The sequence below is a fragment of the Evansella vedderi genome (assembly GCF_030813435.1).
GTDB lineage: Bacteria > Bacillota > Bacilli > Bacillales > Salisediminibacteriaceae > Evansella > Evansella vedderi.
Window position 1 is genome coordinate 191,363 of sequence record NZ_JAUSUG010000006.1, and the last position, 15,669, is coordinate 207,031.

The following is a 15,669-nucleotide window of genomic DNA, read 5'->3' on the forward strand; positions in this document are numbered from 1 at the left end:
ATCGCAGGAGCAGCTGAAGACCCCCGAGGGTGGGTTGCCCGAGGTGGCTGAAGCGTTGCCCGCGGAAAGCGTCCGCCTGTCTCTTCCTCTACTAGCAATGCCCTGTAGTGTATCCGTCGAGACAAATTGATGTATTTTCGAAGAAGCAAAGCTCTTTGTAGCGTATCCAAGCCAACATAAATTCTACTAAAAACAATTTATAGGAAACAGCCATAATAAAAGTTATAAAAAGGAGTGTTTTTCAAATGACAATTATTGCTGATGTTTATGCTCGCCAAGTACTAGATTCCCGAGGGAATCCAACAGTAGAAGTAGAAGTATACTTAGAAGACGGCGGTTTCGGCCGTGCATTAGTACCAAGTGGTGCTTCAACTGGTGAATATGAAGCAGTTGAACTTCGTGACGGTGGAGACGCTTGGATGGGTAAAGGCGTTTCTAAAGCTGTTGAAAACGTAAATGAAATCATCGCACCTGAAATCGCAGGATTCGATGCTTTAGACCAAATCGGAATCGACCAATTAATGATCGACCTTGATGGTACAGAGAACAAAAGCAAGCTAGGTGCTAACGCTATCCTTGGTGTTTCCATGGCTGTTGCACACGCTGCTGCTGACTCTTTAGGATTACCACTTTATGTTTACTTAGGTGGATTCAACGCGAAGACACTTCCAACGCCAATGATGAACATCATCAACGGTGGAGAGCACGCAGACAACAACGTAGATATTCAAGAATTCATGATCATGCCTGTTGGTGCGGAAAACTTCAATGATGCACTTCGTATGGGAGCAGAAATTTTCCATAACTTAAAGAGCGTATTAAAGTCTAAAGGCTACAACACAGCTGTAGGTGACGAAGGTGGATTCGCACCAAACCTTGGCTCTAACGAAGAAGCTCTAGCTACCATCATTGAGGCTATCGAAAAAGCTGGCTACAAGCCTGGTGAAGATATTCTACTTGCTATGGACGTTGCCGCTTCTGAAATTTACCAAGATGGTAAATACAACCTTAAAGGTGAAGGTGTTGTAAAAACTTCTGAAGAAATGGTTGCATTCTATGAAGAGCTTTGCAACAAGTATCCAATCGTATCCATTGAAGACGGTTTAGATGAAAACGACTGGGAAGGATTCAAGCTATTAACAGAGCGTCTTGGCGGACGTGTACAACTAGTTGGGGACGACCTATTCGTAACAAACACGAAGAAGCTTTCTCAAGGTATTGAGCAAGGAATCGGAAACTCTATCTTAATCAAAGTTAACCAAATCGGTACACTTACGGAAACTTTCGATGCGATTGAAATGGCGAAGCGTGCAGGTTACACTGCAGTAATCTCTCACCGTTCTGGTGAAACAGAAGATGCAACAATTGCGGATATTGCTGTTGCAACAAACGCTGGTCAAATCAAAACTGGTGCTCCATCACGTACAGACCGTGTTGCGAAGTACAACCAATTACTACGCATTGAGGACGAGCTTCAATACATCGGCCAATATGCAGGTAAAAACGCATTCTATAACCTTAAGAAGTAATTTTTAAGCATAAAAACTGCTTGTACTGTGTCGTACAGCACACATTTGGCAGTGGTTGAAGTTAGTCGTACAGCGACTTAAACTTTGCCATACAGAAACCCTCTATTTATATGTGAGTTATCACATTGGATAGGGGGTTTTTTATGATTTCAGGACTTTTAAAAGAATTTACGTTTGACTTGCAGATTAAAAATTATTCAAAGCGAACCATTGAGACTTACAATTACAATTGCTCACAATTAATTTATTACCTGAGAGATAACTTTGATATTGATGATATTGAAGAAGTATCTTCGCTCCATGTAAAAAAATTCATTCAGTATCAGACAAGCATAGGAAATAAGCCGACTTACATTAATTCGTTAATTAAAACTTTAAGAGCTTTTTATGTGTATCTGGTTAATGAAGAGTATGTGGCGCTTAACATCATGAAAAAAGTACATTTTCTTAAGGAAGAAACGCCAGTAATTAAAACTTTTACAGATGAAGAAGTGGCAAGGCTGATTGAAGTATATGATTTTAAATCGTATTTAAACGCTAGGAACAAAGTTATTATTGCCATGTTTGTAGATACAGGTATTCGTCTTTCTGAATTAATCAATTTGGAAACAGCGTGGATTAACGAAACAAATATAAGAGTATTGGGAAAAGGTGCGAAATGGCGATATGCTCCTATTAGCTTGATGTTGAGGAAGTACATGATACGTTATGAACGGATAAAGGAGAAATATTTCAGCAAGAAGAAGCTAGAGCATGGAAATTACATTTTATCAAGAAGTGGCAGACCGTTAACTTCAGTACAAATTGAATGTATTGTGAGAGAGGCTGGAAAAGTTGCGAAAGTTCGGGAAGATATTCGTTGCAGTCCTCATACCCTGAGACATTACTCGATACAAGCGAATTTAAGAAACGGTTTAGATTTGTATAGCTGTTCTAAAATAGCTGGTCATGAGAACATTCAAATCACGAAACGATATTTACAAGGACTTGAAACGGAAAATATTTTAGAAATGGCTAAACAATCAAGTCCATTAATGAATTTATAAAAAAAAAAAGAAAACGTGCTCCGACAGTTTGGCGACCGAAGAGCACGTTTCCTAAAAAACTATGACTTCATTTTAGCATGTTGCTTGTGTGAAGTCCAAAGGAGAATGAAAACATGAATGGTATCATTAAACGGAGAAAAACAACCGATTACGCACAGATCCATAACGGAGCATTACAGAAGCTTGAAGATATTCGTACCATTGGATTGATATCTCATTTAATATCGTTGCCAGATACGTGGGTAATAAGAAAGATGAATTTATATGACAAATTTGGCAGAGGACCTGTGACAGCAGCAATTGCCGAATTGGAAGCAAAAAAGTACTAGGTGACGATTAAATATCGAGATGGAAAGAAAACTTTATATTATTACAACGTGAGTGACGTGGCTTTTGACGATAGCGAAGTTTTAAATATGATTGAAGAGGTAAATGTGGGTGGATACAAAATAATCGAAATATCGGAAAGCTGGACGCATTTACTTTCCATTGGCGAAAATCAACAATTGAAAGACGAGAATAATTTAGCTGAAGTTTCTTCAATTGACGATTTTGAATTGTTGATTTTCAACAGTTCATTTTCAACAGTTCAAAATCGACAACTATTAAATAAATATAAAAAAATAAACAGTAATAAACAAAATATCAATAAAGAAACATTGTTAATTAACAAGGAATTAACAGCAGAAGAATTTAGACATTTGATGATTAACGCTTGTAACGAATATTATAATGAGTTTGCTATCAACAGATGGAATAAAAAATCGTGGAATGCACTGGTTGAAGCGTTTGTTAATGAAACGATAGTTGAGGGAAGGTATGTAAATGTTCCAGCAGATAAAATAAATGGCTATGCTTATATTTCATTAAAAAATATGGCTCATAAATTTGACTTAAAGAATGGAAGAAAGCCACTTCCAAGTTGGATGACAAAATGAATATTAATATTCAACGAACAAACGTTTCTATATAACAGATATATAGGTTTAAGAATGATATATATTCATTGTATATAAATTTGATATAGATTTGTTATATACAACAAAAAACCGATTGAAGTTTGAAAATAGCATGATGGAATACGAATGGGGTGCTGTTCAAATGGGGCAAACAGATAACTTATACTTTGTCGATAAAGTCATAGGAGCAATTAATAAAACAGATATGATTTATTCCTTGATAAATGCTCTTGATGTATGTAATCAGCTATATGAAGTAGAACAACCTGAATACTCGGATGAGCTCATTGTAATTGAGCTATAATGACGTATTTATTTCGAACTAATAACTGAAACCACAGGCTTCAATAAGCTTGTGGTTTTAATATTTCTTTATCCTTCAATTGTATATCTGAGTTTTAATGGTAGCTTACGTTGTTCTACTCGTCCTAAGTTCATGGCAACATCGTTAATATCCCCAATGTTTAATTTGCGGTCATGTTCATGGACTGCTTTTAAAATAATTCTGTATTCCTTTTGAAATTCAAAGAACTTCCGCTTATACAAAAGTGCTTTAACTGGATTTTTATCAAATTCTTCTTCAGTCATTGGATGAGGCTCCGATTTATCATCATAGTAATTAACTAAGCCACGTAAACGCCCTAGCCCTTCCTTTTTACAAGCTTCATCAACCATGTTCAAAAATTCCTCAGGTTCATTGAAGAAAATTAAATCTCTCCCAGCAAACTGTTCCGTTAAACTCTCTTCAATTTCAGGTTTTAAAACAAGGCTATTTTCTGCTTCATCAACATAGAAGTCTTTTTTAGTATTAAGCAGAACGAAGCAACAAATTGGAAGTTCTTTTATATTAGAATATGTCTGACGTAATACAGCATTTTTAAAACGAATAGGGATTTCTTTGCCATCAACGATAATTACCATTTTGCTTTTTTCACCAAATGCTTTGCTCCAATTACCTTCTCGTTTATCTCCAATACCTTTTTCAAGTTGCTTTTCTTCTAATTCAATAAAATGTTTATTTCTAGAAAAGTATAATTCCCCATTTAATGTAGATGCAGAATACTGTGGCTCTACAAATTTTAATAACAAATTCATTTCTAAATCTAAATTCAAATCTATTTCCCTCCTAGACTGGAAGCATACTTGCACCCAACATATACTCAATATTTTAACATAAATATCCAAAAGTTAGCTTGATGGTTTTTAGACTGTCGTAAAATATGCATTTTACTAGAAGCAGGGGAGAAATTAATATAGTGGCTTTCTTAGTTTGGCGATTTGTAAATAAATTTCTAATCGGGGAGAAAAAAGGAAAAATTTATAGTAAAATTTAATTATCAGATATTTTATAGGGGAATGGGGTAATAACTTTGGCAATGTTAAGCTGGAATGAAATACGAGCTAGAGCTATTAGTTTTAGCAGTGAATGGAAAGATGAAACAAATGAGAATGCGGAAGCAAAATCTTTTTGGAATGATTTTTTTAATGTATTTGGCATTTCAAGAAAAAGGGTTGCAACATTCGAGGAACGAGTAAAAACATTAGATGGTAATGGCTATATCGACCTTTTATGGAAAGGTGTATTGTTAGTAGAACATAAATCACGAGGAAGAGATTTAGAAAGAGCATATAGACAAGCTGTTGATTACTTTCCTGGCTTAAAAGAAGCTGAACTCCCCAAATATATATTAGTATCGGATTTTGAAAAATTTGCTTTATATGATTTAGAAACAGACAGTAAAAGGACATTTACCATTGAACAATTTCACCAGAATATTGAATTGTTTGGTTTTATTGCTGGTTATCAAAAGCAAGAATTTAAAGAACAAGACCCTGTTAATATTCAAGCAGCCGAGAAAATGGGAAAACTTCATGACCAATTAAGAGAAGTTGGCTATACAGGGCATGATTTAGAAGTTTACCTTGTTAGGTTGTTATTCTGTTTATTTGCTGACGATACAGGTATCTTTGAAAAGAATATCTTTCGTGATTACATAGAACAAAATACCAAAGAAGATGGCAGTGATTTAGCTTTTCATTTGGACGGGATTTTTGACACTCTTAATAAACCGAAGGAAGCTAGGTTAAAAACTCTTAGCGATTCACTTAATCAATTTCCTTTTGTAAATGGTAGGCTATTTGAAGAGCGTCTTTCGACTGCTGCTTTTAATGCAGAAATGCGAGAATTGTTTCTTGAATGTTGTTCACTGGACTGGGGAAAAATTTCTCCAGCGATATTTGGCTCAATGTTTCAAAGTGTAATGAAGCCTGAAGAAAGAAGAGAATTAGGAGCTCATTATACAAGTGAACAAAATATTATGAAGCTTATTAAACCTTTATTTTTAGATGAGCTTAGAAAAGAATTTGAGACGGTAAAAGGAAGCACCAAAAAGTTGGAAGTGTTTCATGAGAAAATAGCTAACCTAAAATTCTTGGACCCAGCTTGTGGTTGCGGAAATTTCCTAATAATTGCTTATCGTGAGTTACGTTTATTAGAGATGGATATATTACGTGAGCTTACTAGAGGGAAAATGGTACTTGATTTAGGATTCCTAATGAAGGTGAATGTTGAGCAGTTTTATGGTATTGAGATTGATGAGTTTCCAGCACAAATTGCTCAAGTGGCATTATGGTTGATTGACCACCAAATGAACATGATAGCTAGCTATGAGTTTGGTCAATATTTTGTAAGAATTCCGCTGACAACTAAGCCGAATATTGTTAATGGCAATGCATTGAAAATAAATTGGGAATCTATCGTACCAAAAAATGAACTAAGCTATATCCTTGGAAATCCTCCATTTGTTGGAGCAAGGTTTATGTCAGATAATCAGAAGAAAGACCTTCAAGAAGTAAAAGCTGGATTTAAAGGCATAAATGACTTAGATTTTGTCGCTGGATGGTTTATCAAAGCGGCTGATTACACTGGGGCAACAAGTATAAAAACGGCATTTGTTTCTACAAATTCAATAGTACAGGGCGGTCAAGCGGCTATATTATGGAAATACATTTTCAGTGACAGAGGGCATAATATTCATTTTGCACACCAAACTTTTAAATGGACGAATGAAGCTAGAGGAAAAGCGGCGGTGTATTGTGTTATTGTTGGTTTCGCGAGAGACAAGCCTTCAAATGCAGTGATATACAATTATCCAGATATATCTGGAGACCCTGTTATGACTAAAGCCAACAATATAAATCAATATTTAGTAGATGCCCCTAAAATCTTTATTTCTAAACGCACCGAACCACTCTCGGCAACTGAAAAAATGATTTATGGTTCAATACCTGCTGATGGGAAGATATTTTTGCTCAATGAAGAAGAAAAAGACGAATTTATTGCTAAAGAGCCATTATCAGCTAAGTACTTCAGACCTTATGTTGGAGGGTATGAATTAATTAATAGCATACAAAGGTATTGCTTATATTTAAAAGATTGTCCACCAGCAGAACTTAGAAAAATGCCTTTAGTACTGGATGTAGTTCGCCAAGTTGCTGAATATCGTTTAGGAAAAAAGAGATACGTTAAATTAGCTGACTACCCAACTTTGTTTGGAGAAGATAGAGTTAAAAACGAGGATTTCTTAGGAGTGCCAGTTGTCTCTTCGGAAAACAGAAAAATAATTCCGATTGCATACTACACTAAGGAATATATTTGTAGCAATCAGCTTTTTCAAGTTCCAAACGCAACGCCATACCTATTTGGTATTTTAAATTCTTCTATGCACATGGCTTGGATGAAAATAGTTGGTGGTCGATTAAAGGGAGATTACCGTTATTCCAATACATTAATTTACAATAACTTTATCTTTCCAGAGCCAACAGAGCAACAAGTAAAAAATATTGAAAAACAAGCAGATAATATCCTAGAAATTAGAAGCAAATATATTGAAAAAAATACTTCCCTAGCTGATTTATACGACCAACTTATAATGCCATCTGACTTAAGGAAGGCTCACGAGAAGTTAAATGCTGAGGTTGATAAAGCATATCAATTTAAAAAACAAATACGTACAGATGAAGTGCGTGTAGAATTTTTGTTTGATTTATACGAGAAATTTGTATATAACAACTAACATTAAAGATATTATTTGGCTTTCTATGGTTGATACATAGGAAGCTATATTTTTATACAAATTATCCATAAATGGATTTACCTAATAAATAATGTAATTGTAACTGCTAAACTAGAATCAACAGTTTTCCACAAATAAGAGTAAACAGAATTCAACAAATAAGATTAAACAGTTTACCTTAAATAGTCCACTTTCTATATACTTTAAGTAGTCTATGGAAAGTGAGGAACAGGAAGTGGAAAAGTTGATAACATACAACGAGATTCATAGGCTTCGCAGCGAAGGGTTTTCTAACAGCTCGATTGCCAGAAAATTAAAAATTTCAAGGAATAGGGTGATTGAATACGGAAAAATGACGCCAGAAGAGTTTTATTTATTTGCGATTTCATTACAGACAAGAAGTAAGAAACTTGATCCATACCGTGAGGAAATTCTAGAGTGGATCAAGGAACATCCCGACCTAACAGGAGCTCAAGTATTTGACTGACTGGAGGATAAATTGAATGTTAGCTCTGTCACTGAAGGAACAGTGAGGAATTATGTAAATGATATTCGAGAGGCTTATCATCTTCCGAAGGTGTTTTCAGAAAGGGATTTTAGTGCAGTTCCTGAACTACCTATGGGGCTACAGATTCAAGTGGATTTTGGTCAAATTAGGCTCCCTACTACAGATGGGACATACAAAAGGCTTTACTTCATTGGGTTTGTGCTAGCACACTCTAGATACAAATACGTTGAGTGGTTAGATCGGCCATTTAAATCACATGACCTTATCCGAATGCACGAGAATGCCTTCCGGCATTTTGGCGGAATGTCTATTGAAATAGTCTATGACCAAGATCGTTTATTGGCAGTCAGTGAAAATGCTGGGGATCTTATCATGACAGCGGAATTTACCAAGTACCAACAGACAAGAAAGTTTAAAGTATATCTCTGTAGGAAATCCGATCCGGAGTCCAAAGGAAAAATAGAACAAGTAGTGAAGTATGTGAAAAATAATTTTGCGAAGAACCGAACTTTTGATAATTTAATAGATTGGCAGAATTCGTGTATGAGATGGCTAAAACGTACAGGGAATTATAAGGTTCATCATAATACTAAAAAAAGACCCGTTGAGGTGTACGCCCTGGAAAAGCAACACCTTCAAAAGGTCTCTGGAACTTACATTTTTGAAGATATCTTCGACTCTAGTATATCAAGAGATATCCACAAAGACAATATCATTCGGTTCGATGGCAACCGATACAGTGTACCGCGCGGTACATACCGTAAAGGTGCACCGAATACTGCCTATGTCAATACTGATGGAGAATATGTATATATACGCCTACAGAAAAACGGACAAGTCTTGGCAAAACATGAAATTGCAAAAGGAAAAGGAGATCTCATATCGGACCCTTCTCACCGGATTCGTAAGCAGACCAAGCGCGACCTCTTAAGTGGGCAGGTGGAGGAAATGTTAAACGATAAAGAAGTTGCGAAGTGGCTAATCGATTTATTATCCGAGCAATATCCTCGTCATATAATTGATCAACTGAAAGTGGTGCAATCTGTCATCTTAAAGTATCCAACCTTCGCTGAAGAGGCAATTTATGAAATGAGACGTCTACGGCTAACAAGTGCGAATGATTTACGGGATATCGCTATCTCTTTAGAGGTCCAAAACAAAAAGCAAGGAAAGGACCCTGGAACTGTAAATGAAAAGTATAAGGATCTAGTAGCACCAGAGCGAAAAGAAGACATCTATTTCAGTGTTCTTCAGGGAGGTAGAAACAGATGAATCAGCCCTATGAAATACTTCAGGATAAGTGTCGGGCCTTGCGATTAGCCGAGACAGCCAAAGAGCTTCCTACATTCCTGAGAGAAGTAGAAGCAAAAGGATGGACATATTACGAGTTCATTCATGAAATTCTACGTCATGAAATGAGCTGTAGGGAGAGAAAGAACAGTGAGAAACTAATGAAGTGGGCAGAATTCCCTGATGTTCTGACATTTGAAAACTTTCGCCTAGAAGAACAGACGGCAATTGGAGAAAAGCAATTAAATGTATTAAAACAACTGTCTTGGATCGATGAGTGCTTCACCCTAATTATGATGGGACCGACTGGTGTGGGAAAGACGCATCTCTCGACTGCATTAGGTATTCACGCCATCGAAAGTGGCTACCAGGTATCTTTTATATCAATGGATCGCCTCATCTATGTTCTCAAATCAAAAGAGTACATAGGTAAGTCTAGGACAAGATATAAGCGAATCACTAAGTCTGACCTTATCATCATTGATGACGTTATGTATATGGCCTATGAAGCCCAGGATGCCCACTTGTTCTTTCAGTTCATTTATGAGATGTACGACAAGGCAGCGTTCATCCTTACATCTAACAAAGGCCCTGGGGAATGGGGAAAGTTCCTGGGAGACCCGACGCTAACTACAGCAATCCTAGATCGTCTCCTTCATCGCAGTGAGATTTTGACCTTTAGCGAAGAGCAAGACAGCATTAGGATGAAATACAGAAAAGCTATATTCGATAATAATAAGGTTGAATCTTAGAGAGGAGAAAACGAAAATGAGTGTTTTAAACCAAGAAGAAGTAATTAAGTTTTTTAAATTATATGGATTTAGAGTAGATGAAGTATCGGTAAGGGAATGGGTCAAGGAAAACAACAAGAAAGCAAATACTTCTGATAAGATTCGTCCAACTATTGAGGATGATTTACTTAAATATAATCATTGGTGCATTGTAAAAGGTACGGCATATGAAGAGGGCATCGATGATCAAACGAAAATTAGTAGATTGTTAGAAGAGGTTGAGTTACTTAGAAAGGAAGTTGAGGATTTAAAAAACGAAAAGTATGATCTAGAGAAGCTACTAGGAAAGAACACTTGGATATAAGTTGTGTTAGCCAAACACTAAGTTAGAGAAAACAATGATTTATGCTTATGCCATAGATTTTTGATTTGAAAATCTATGGCAACAACAAAAAATACTTAATTAAATCAAGTATCAAAGTGTTGAATCTTAATTGATGAAAACTGTTTAAAATTATTTATCAAAAACTGTTTAATTCTACTTGACGGTTACAGTAATTGAATATTATTATTCAATTATGCCAGTTTTATAGGTGGAAATGGTATAATATAGATGCTTGCAGTAATAGTAACGGAGAGGGCGAACTCGCTATCCTGAGCATGAATTGAAAGGGGCGAGTAAATATGCAAATAAATTTACACATTAAAGTGTATGTTCCAATATTTGCTGTTGGGGTAATATTAGCCATACTTAATATCTTACGTTAATGCAAAAAACTGCAAGCAGGAAGTCATCTCATTTATGAGGTGGCTTTTTTATTTTGTAAGAAAATAGCAGAAATAGCTATATAAAAACCTCAATAATTTTATTGAGGTAGAAAAGTATGTTTGAATGAATTTATTAAATTTGGGTCGTATCTAATAATTGAACTGCTTCATTTGGTTTTAAGCTATGCGCACCTTTATTAATTAAGTAATCATAAAAACTCTGTGTTGTTTGCGAAATAACTGTTGCATAGTTATGTTGTCTTGCCACTGCATAAGAAATCCTTATCATACCTAAGCCTTTACGGGTCTTTCTTTCTGAAGGTGGGAGGAAAATTCTTGTAATTTCAATGTAATCTCCGTTTTCAGGAATTTGTAAAAAATACATAAGGAAACTATTTGATGAATTTGGATCTCCTATTATTTCAATGTCTTTATCGGTGGTAGAAATGGCAAATTGAACATTTAGTACTTTAGATAAGTAAGTTTGAAGATTATCGGCAATTTCATTGATTACGATTTGTTTGGTCATTAAGAATACCTCATTTCAATTAAATTTTAAAGCACATGGATAATTATACCTATTGTATTCTATTTAGTAAAAGAGAGTTTTCATTATATTAATTAATAGCTCGATAATTAAAGAAATGGAGCAGTTCAATCGAACTGTGTTTTTTATTTTAAAATATTTTGCTATTTCGGTTTACACATTTTTCGAAGCCAATACAATGCTGGTGTCAGTAAAACAAACTAAAACGAAACGGGGAATTTAAAATGTTAAATAGAATTGTTTATGGCGGAGAAGTGTACTACAAAGTTACAGACTTAGCAGAACTGTTTGAGCTATCACAATATAAAATTAAAAAAATCTTAAAGGAGCAAGAAATTGAAACAACTACGCTCAAGGGATTTGGTCGTTCATTATTTGTAATAGAGAAAAATGTATGTGCTATTGAAGTTAATGGGGAAATTACCATCATTAAAACGGAAGTTAAAGAAACTAAGAAGAAAGAGCTTAGTAATGATTTTAAAAAAACTATGAAAAAAACTGCGAAGCTTGGTAGATATAATAAACAAGCTACTAATGTTATTCCTTTAAAAAGAAAAAGGAATAATGAAAGTGACCAAAATATTGAAGCCCTTCAAAAAGAGCATTCAAAGTTGATAAAACAGGGTTCTGCAATATATTTTAATTTCCACACGAAAGGAAAAGAATCTATTGCTAAGGAAATTGTTCAACGGCATTTGGGAAAAGGAGGCTTTTTAAAGAAACTGATGTTAATGATATTGTAGCAGTTCGCTCAATCGTTGCAGAGTTTCAAAATAAATACGTTGAATTATACCCCTAAACAATTCTTAGGGGAAAAGAAGTATTATGTTTATACACATGAGCTTAAAGGTTCTATTATATATGTAGGAAAAGGTTCAAGAAGAAGAGCGTTTGAATTTTCGAGAAGGAGCAAATTGTGGAGTGAAGTCGTAGGTATTAATGTGAGTTCTGTAAAAGTTTCTATTGTAAAATGGTTTGATTATGAAGAAGATGCTTATAAATATGAAGGAACTTTAACTAAACATTTTAAAAGTTTAGGACAGTGTCAAGCCAATTTAAGTATCGGAAAGAAACATTCGGAAAAGACAAAACGACTATTGAGCGAAAAAGGGAGAGGTAAACATAACACTATGTCAGGCAAAGAATTTAGTCCTGAGCATAAGCATAAGTTAAGTAAATCTAAAACAGGAGAAAAAAATCATATATACGGAAAAACAGGTGCAAAGCATAGTAGTTCCAAAAGGGCAGTAGCATTATTACCAGATGGATATAAAATTGAAGCTCCTTCAAGAAATGAGTTGGCTAATATAATAATGAAAGAATACGGTATAAGCGCCAGTATGATTAATCAAATGATTTTAACAGGAAAGCCATTTCAAGCACGATACAAGAAACATGAAAAGGCTAGAGGACTAATTGTGAAATATGTATAGTTATAATAAATACAAGCGCCTTGATAAATTTGTTTATTTTCCCCATAAATATTGATATAATTAAACTGTTACGAACAGCTGCTGAACCAATGGAAAAATGCAGTTTGTGAACTTTGTAAAACAACCACATATAAATAATGGGAAATGGCTTAAAAATGCTGATTTATCAAGGGTTGTATTAAAAAGTACTTAGTAACACAGACCGTGTTGCAAAGTACAACCAATTACTACGCATTGAGGACGAGCTTCAATACATCGGCCAATATGCAGGTAAAAACGCATTCTATAACTTGAAAAAATAATGATTAGTTAGATTGGGAAGCTGCGCGGGAGCGCAGCTTCTTTTAATATGTTAAAAAGTGAGGAGGGATGTTACTGAAAAAGGAATTGGAAAAGAAATTGGGTAACATTTAACCAAGAAAAACTACCGAAATTTGAAGAAGTAAATGATTTAGGTAACATTTTATTTATAAGGCTCTTTTCGTAAACTTTGTTGCTTTTTTAGGTAAGCTTGGAGAAGCGGAAGGCGGCGACTCCAGCGGGAAAAGCAATAGGCGAAGACCCCGGAGGGTGGTTTTCCCGAGGAGTCTGAGGCATTGCCCGCGGAAAGCGTCCGCCTATAGCGTATCCAAGCCAGCTACTTACTCCTAAAGACAACAATCTTTTAGAAAACAGCCTATTAAAAAAAGTATTTAACTCCCAAATATTACTACCACTCGACTAAACCTGCATCAGCTGTCAAAAAACCAAAAACCAAGTTGCGCCGTCCTAGTTTTCGTGATATATTTTAAGAAGGTTTAAGTGCCAGTATGGAGGTGTCGATTTTGCAGACGTTAGCAACAATTTTACTTATTATTGTATCCCTTTTACTTATTACTGTAGTTGTTTTACAATCTGGACGCAGCGCTGGTCTATCTGGAGCGATTTCCGGTGGAGCGGAGCAATTGGTTGGTAAGCAAAAAGCACGTGGTCTAGAGGCTGTACTAGGTAAAGCGACGATCGTTCTTGGAGTGCTTTTCTTCCTATTAACTATTGCAGTTGCATTCTTTATGTAATATAAGTGACGACCATTTAGCAGCAGGCACACGCTTGCTGCTTTTTAATTTGGTTAAAATTAGTCCCCATTGGGAAAATAAGTAGTAGTGAGCAATACACGTGACAGACTCGTTGTGCATTAACTATGATTAGAGAGGATTATCTAAGGAGGGGGTTTCTATGATTGGCTGTTTATGTCTCCACGGTTTCACAGGAACACCTGATGAATTAAAGGATATCACTTCATACTTAGAGAAAAACCACTGGCTTGTTTATTGTCCAACCTTGCCAGGTCATGGATCCAAGGAGGGGTTAAAGGGTGTCACCTATAAACATTGGATTTATGCGGCGGAGGTTGCTGTAGAGGAACTCTTAAAGCGTTGTGAAAAAGTTTATGTCATAGGTTTTTCCATGGGTGGAATGATTGCAAGCTATATTGCAGCTAATTATCCAGTGGAAAGGCTTGTTCTCATTAGTGCATCGGCCTACTATTTTAACCCAAAGCATATTGTTCAAGAGATAACCGGCTGGTCCCTTGAAGGATTGCGTGGAGAAAAATTAATAGACGATAAGATTTATCAATTTTATCGAAAAAAGGTAAAGGAGACACCCCTTCATGCCACAAAGGAATTCACTTTAATGGTAAGAAAGCTAAGGGGGCATCTCAAGAACATTACTGTTCCAACATTAATTATTCAAGGGGAACACGATGGTTTAGTTCCTCCGAGGAAAAGTGCAGAGTTCATTTACCATCAAATACAATCAGAGGAAAAACGACTTTATTTTTTTCCGAATGCAAAGCATTATATTTGGTTTGGGGAACAGAAGGAAGCATTATTAGAGCGAATCAATGAGTTTTTGTGCGTAGACAATAAGGAGCAATGCGGTGATTGATCCTTGAAAAAACATGCCTACTCCTCTTTAAACAGGCATGTTATTGTTTTTACAGGACTTATTTTTTTACATATTGGGAATTGGAAAAGGAGAATGGAAACGATGATGAAAGTAACACAACCTAGACCTTTTACATTTGAAGCGGGTAAACGGGCTGTTTTATTATTACACGGCTTCACTGGCAACTCTGCCGATGTGAGAATGCTGGCGCGATTTTTGGAAAAGAAGGGGTATACGTCCCATGCCCCTCAATATAAGGGACATGCTGTACCACCGGAGGAGCTGGTGAAATACGGACCAGATGACTGGTGGGAAGATGTACAAGCAGGCTATAATCACCTGAAGGAATTGGGGTATGATGAGATTGCAGTGGGGGGACTTTCTTTGGGAGGTGTATTTTCCTTAAAAGTTGGGTACACACTACCTGTAAAGGGAATTATCCCAATGTGTGCCCCTGTGAATATAAAAGGGGAAGAGGAAATGCACCAGGGAGTTCTCGATTATGCCCGGAAGTATAAGCGGCATGAGAAAAAGCCTGAGGAACAAATTGAACAGGAAATGAAAGAATTCGAAGGCACTCCCCTTCCAACCATTCGGCAATTGCAGAAGTTTAATAAGGATGTAAGGGCTAATATCGATATGATTTATGCCCCTACTTTAGTAGTACAAGCCCGTCATGATGAAATGATTGATACGAATAGTGCCAACATCATTTATGAAGAAATTCAATCCGATTTGAAAGAGTTGAACTGGTATGAAGAATCGGGGCATGTTATTACGTTAGATAAGGAAAGGGATCAATTACACGAGGACGTATATGCTTTCTTGGAAAAACTAGATTGGACAGTTTAAC

17 protein-coding genes and 1 pseudogene are annotated in these 15,669 nt (G+C 35.9%); 16 read left to right on the forward strand and 2 right to left on the reverse strand.

Annotated elements, in window-relative coordinates; translation table 11 throughout:
• Positions 1 to 245: 245 nt before the first annotated feature.
• The 5 genes from eno to J2S74_RS09655 all read left to right on the forward strand — a co-directional run bounded on the left by eno (position 246) and on the right by J2S74_RS09655 (position 3,838).
• A complete protein-coding gene (gene eno / locus J2S74_RS09635; RefSeq protein ID WP_307324737.1) occupies positions 246 to 1,529 on the forward strand; it encodes a phosphopyruvate hydratase in 1,284 nt (427 codons plus the stop codon).
• Positions 1,530 to 1,672: 143 nt separating this feature from the next.
• Positions 1,673 to 2,575: a tyrosine-type recombinase/integrase gene (locus tag J2S74_RS09640; RefSeq protein WP_307324739.1), complete on the forward strand. Its 903-nt coding sequence runs from the start codon at positions 1,673 to 1,675 to the stop codon at positions 2,573 to 2,575.
• Between the two features lie 113 nt (positions 2,576 to 2,688).
• Positions 2,689 to 2,904: a hypothetical protein gene (locus J2S74_RS09645; RefSeq protein WP_307324741.1), complete on the forward strand. Its 216-nt coding sequence runs from the start codon at positions 2,689 to 2,691 to the stop codon at positions 2,902 to 2,904.
• Positions 2,905 to 3,513, forward strand: a complete 609-nt coding sequence (locus tag J2S74_RS09650; protein WP_307324742.1) for a hypothetical protein — start codon at positions 2,905 to 2,907, stop codon at positions 3,511 to 3,513.
• A gap of 91 nt (positions 3,514 to 3,604) precedes the next feature.
• Positions 3,605 to 3,838: a hypothetical protein gene (locus J2S74_RS09655; RefSeq protein ID WP_307324745.1), complete on the forward strand. Its 234-nt coding sequence runs from the start codon at positions 3,605 to 3,607 to the stop codon at positions 3,836 to 3,838.
• Between the two features lie 68 nt (positions 3,839 to 3,906).
• Here the strand turns inward: J2S74_RS09655 and J2S74_RS09660 are convergent, their stop codons facing one another.
• On the reverse strand, positions 3,907 to 4,647 hold the full coding sequence (locus J2S74_RS09660; RefSeq protein WP_307324748.1) for a hypothetical protein: 741 nt from the start codon (positions 4,645 to 4,647) through the stop codon (positions 3,907 to 3,909).
• A 263-nt stretch (positions 4,648 to 4,910) separates the two neighbouring features.
• On the opposite strand from J2S74_RS09660, the gene J2S74_RS09665 reads away from it, so the two are divergent.
• The 5 genes from J2S74_RS09665 to J2S74_RS09685 all read left to right on the forward strand — a co-directional run bounded on the left by J2S74_RS09665 (position 4,911) and on the right by J2S74_RS09685 (position 10,503).
• A complete protein-coding gene (locus tag J2S74_RS09665) occupies positions 4,911 to 7,610 on the forward strand; it encodes a class I SAM-dependent DNA methyltransferase (protein WP_307324888.1) in 2,700 nt (899 codons plus the stop codon).
• Between the two features lie 235 nt (positions 7,611 to 7,845).
• Positions 7,846 to 8,097 (forward strand): hypothetical protein, encoded by a 252-nt coding sequence (locus J2S74_RS09670; protein ID WP_307324751.1) that lies wholly within the window; start codon positions 7,846 to 7,848, stop codon positions 8,095 to 8,097.
• A gap of 12 nt (positions 8,098 to 8,109) precedes the next feature.
• On the forward strand, positions 8,110 to 9,390 hold the full coding sequence (locus tag J2S74_RS09675; protein ID WP_307324754.1) for a Mu transposase domain-containing protein: 1,281 nt from the start codon (positions 8,110 to 8,112) through the stop codon (positions 9,388 to 9,390).
• Positions 9,387 to 10,160, forward strand: coding sequence for an IS21-like element helper ATPase IstB (gene istB / locus J2S74_RS09680; RefSeq protein ID WP_307324757.1), 774 nt, complete (start codon positions 9,387 to 9,389; stop codon positions 10,158 to 10,160). Before J2S74_RS09675 ends, istB begins: the two co-directional genes overlap by 4 nt.
• A 16-nt stretch (positions 10,161 to 10,176) precedes the next feature.
• Positions 10,177 to 10,503, forward strand: coding sequence for a hypothetical protein (locus tag J2S74_RS09685; RefSeq protein WP_307324760.1), 327 nt, complete (start codon positions 10,177 to 10,179; stop codon positions 10,501 to 10,503).
• Between the two features lie 537 nt (positions 10,504 to 11,040).
• Here the strand turns inward: J2S74_RS09685 and J2S74_RS09690 are convergent.
• A complete protein-coding gene (locus J2S74_RS09690; protein ID WP_307324764.1) occupies positions 11,041 to 11,436 on the reverse strand; it encodes a hypothetical protein in 396 nt (131 codons plus the stop codon).
• Between the two features lie 242 nt (positions 11,437 to 11,678).
• Here J2S74_RS09690 and J2S74_RS09695 point away from each other — a divergent pair, with 242 nt between their 5' ends.
• The 6 genes and pseudogenes from J2S74_RS09695 to J2S74_RS09720 all read left to right on the forward strand — a co-directional run bounded on the left by J2S74_RS09695 (position 11,679) and on the right by J2S74_RS09720 (position 15,668).
• Positions 11,679 to 12,197: a hypothetical protein gene (locus J2S74_RS09695; protein WP_307324767.1), complete on the forward strand. Its 519-nt coding sequence runs from the start codon at positions 11,679 to 11,681 to the stop codon at positions 12,195 to 12,197.
• A gap of 15 nt (positions 12,198 to 12,212) precedes the next feature.
• Positions 12,213 to 12,887: an NUMOD3 domain-containing DNA-binding protein gene (locus J2S74_RS09700; RefSeq protein ID WP_307324770.1), complete on the forward strand. Its 675-nt coding sequence runs from the start codon at positions 12,213 to 12,215 to the stop codon at positions 12,885 to 12,887.
• 191 nt (positions 12,888 to 13,078) lie between these two features.
• Positions 13,079 to 13,189, forward strand: a pseudogene (locus tag J2S74_RS09705) (hypothetical protein); the annotation flags it as partial.
• Between the two features lie 522 nt (positions 13,190 to 13,711).
• Complete coding sequence (secG, locus tag J2S74_RS09710; protein ID WP_307324773.1) at positions 13,712 to 13,942, forward strand: preprotein translocase subunit SecG; 231 nt, start codon at positions 13,712 to 13,714, stop codon at positions 13,940 to 13,942.
• 160 nt (positions 13,943 to 14,102) lie between these two features.
• Complete coding sequence (locus tag J2S74_RS09715; RefSeq protein WP_307324776.1) at positions 14,103 to 14,816, forward strand: alpha/beta hydrolase; 714 nt, start codon at positions 14,103 to 14,105, stop codon at positions 14,814 to 14,816.
• A 102-nt stretch (positions 14,817 to 14,918) separates the two neighbouring features.
• The gene (locus J2S74_RS09720) at positions 14,919 to 15,668 is read left to right on the forward strand and encodes an alpha/beta hydrolase (RefSeq protein ID WP_307324779.1); all 750 of its coding nucleotides are present in this window, start codon (positions 14,919 to 14,921) and stop codon (positions 15,666 to 15,668) included.
• Position 15,669 lies beyond the last annotated feature (1 nt).

Bases quoted from the DNA above. Each gene is read 5' to 3' on its own strand.
- eno (WP_307324737.1), top strand. From the start codon at position 246: ATGACAATTATTGCTGATGTTTATGCTCGCCAAGTACTAGATTCCCGA.
- J2S74_RS09640 (WP_307324739.1), top strand. From the start codon at position 1,673: ATGATTTCAGGACTTTTAAAAGAATTTACGTTTGACTTGCAGATTAAA.
- J2S74_RS09645 (WP_307324741.1), top strand. From the start codon at position 2,689: ATGAATGGTATCATTAAACGGAGAAAAACAACCGATTACGCACAGATC.
- J2S74_RS09665 (WP_307324888.1), top strand. From the start codon at position 4,911: ATGTTAAGCTGGAATGAAATACGAGCTAGAGCTATTAGTTTTAGCAGT.
- istB (WP_307324757.1), top strand. From the start codon at position 9,387: ATGAATCAGCCCTATGAAATACTTCAGGATAAGTGTCGGGCCTTGCGA.
- J2S74_RS09685 (WP_307324760.1), top strand. From the start codon at position 10,177: ATGAGTGTTTTAAACCAAGAAGAAGTAATTAAGTTTTTTAAATTATAT.
- J2S74_RS09690 (WP_307324764.1), bottom strand. From the start codon at position 11,436: ATGACCAAACAAATCGTAATCAATGAAATTGCCGATAATCTTCAAACT.
- J2S74_RS09695 (WP_307324767.1), top strand. From the start codon at position 11,679: ATGTTAAATAGAATTGTTTATGGCGGAGAAGTGTACTACAAAGTTACA.
- J2S74_RS09715 (WP_307324776.1), top strand. From the start codon at position 14,103: ATGATTGGCTGTTTATGTCTCCACGGTTTCACAGGAACACCTGATGAA.
- J2S74_RS09720 (WP_307324779.1), top strand. From the start codon at position 14,919: ATGATGAAAGTAACACAACCTAGACCTTTTACATTTGAAGCGGGTAAA.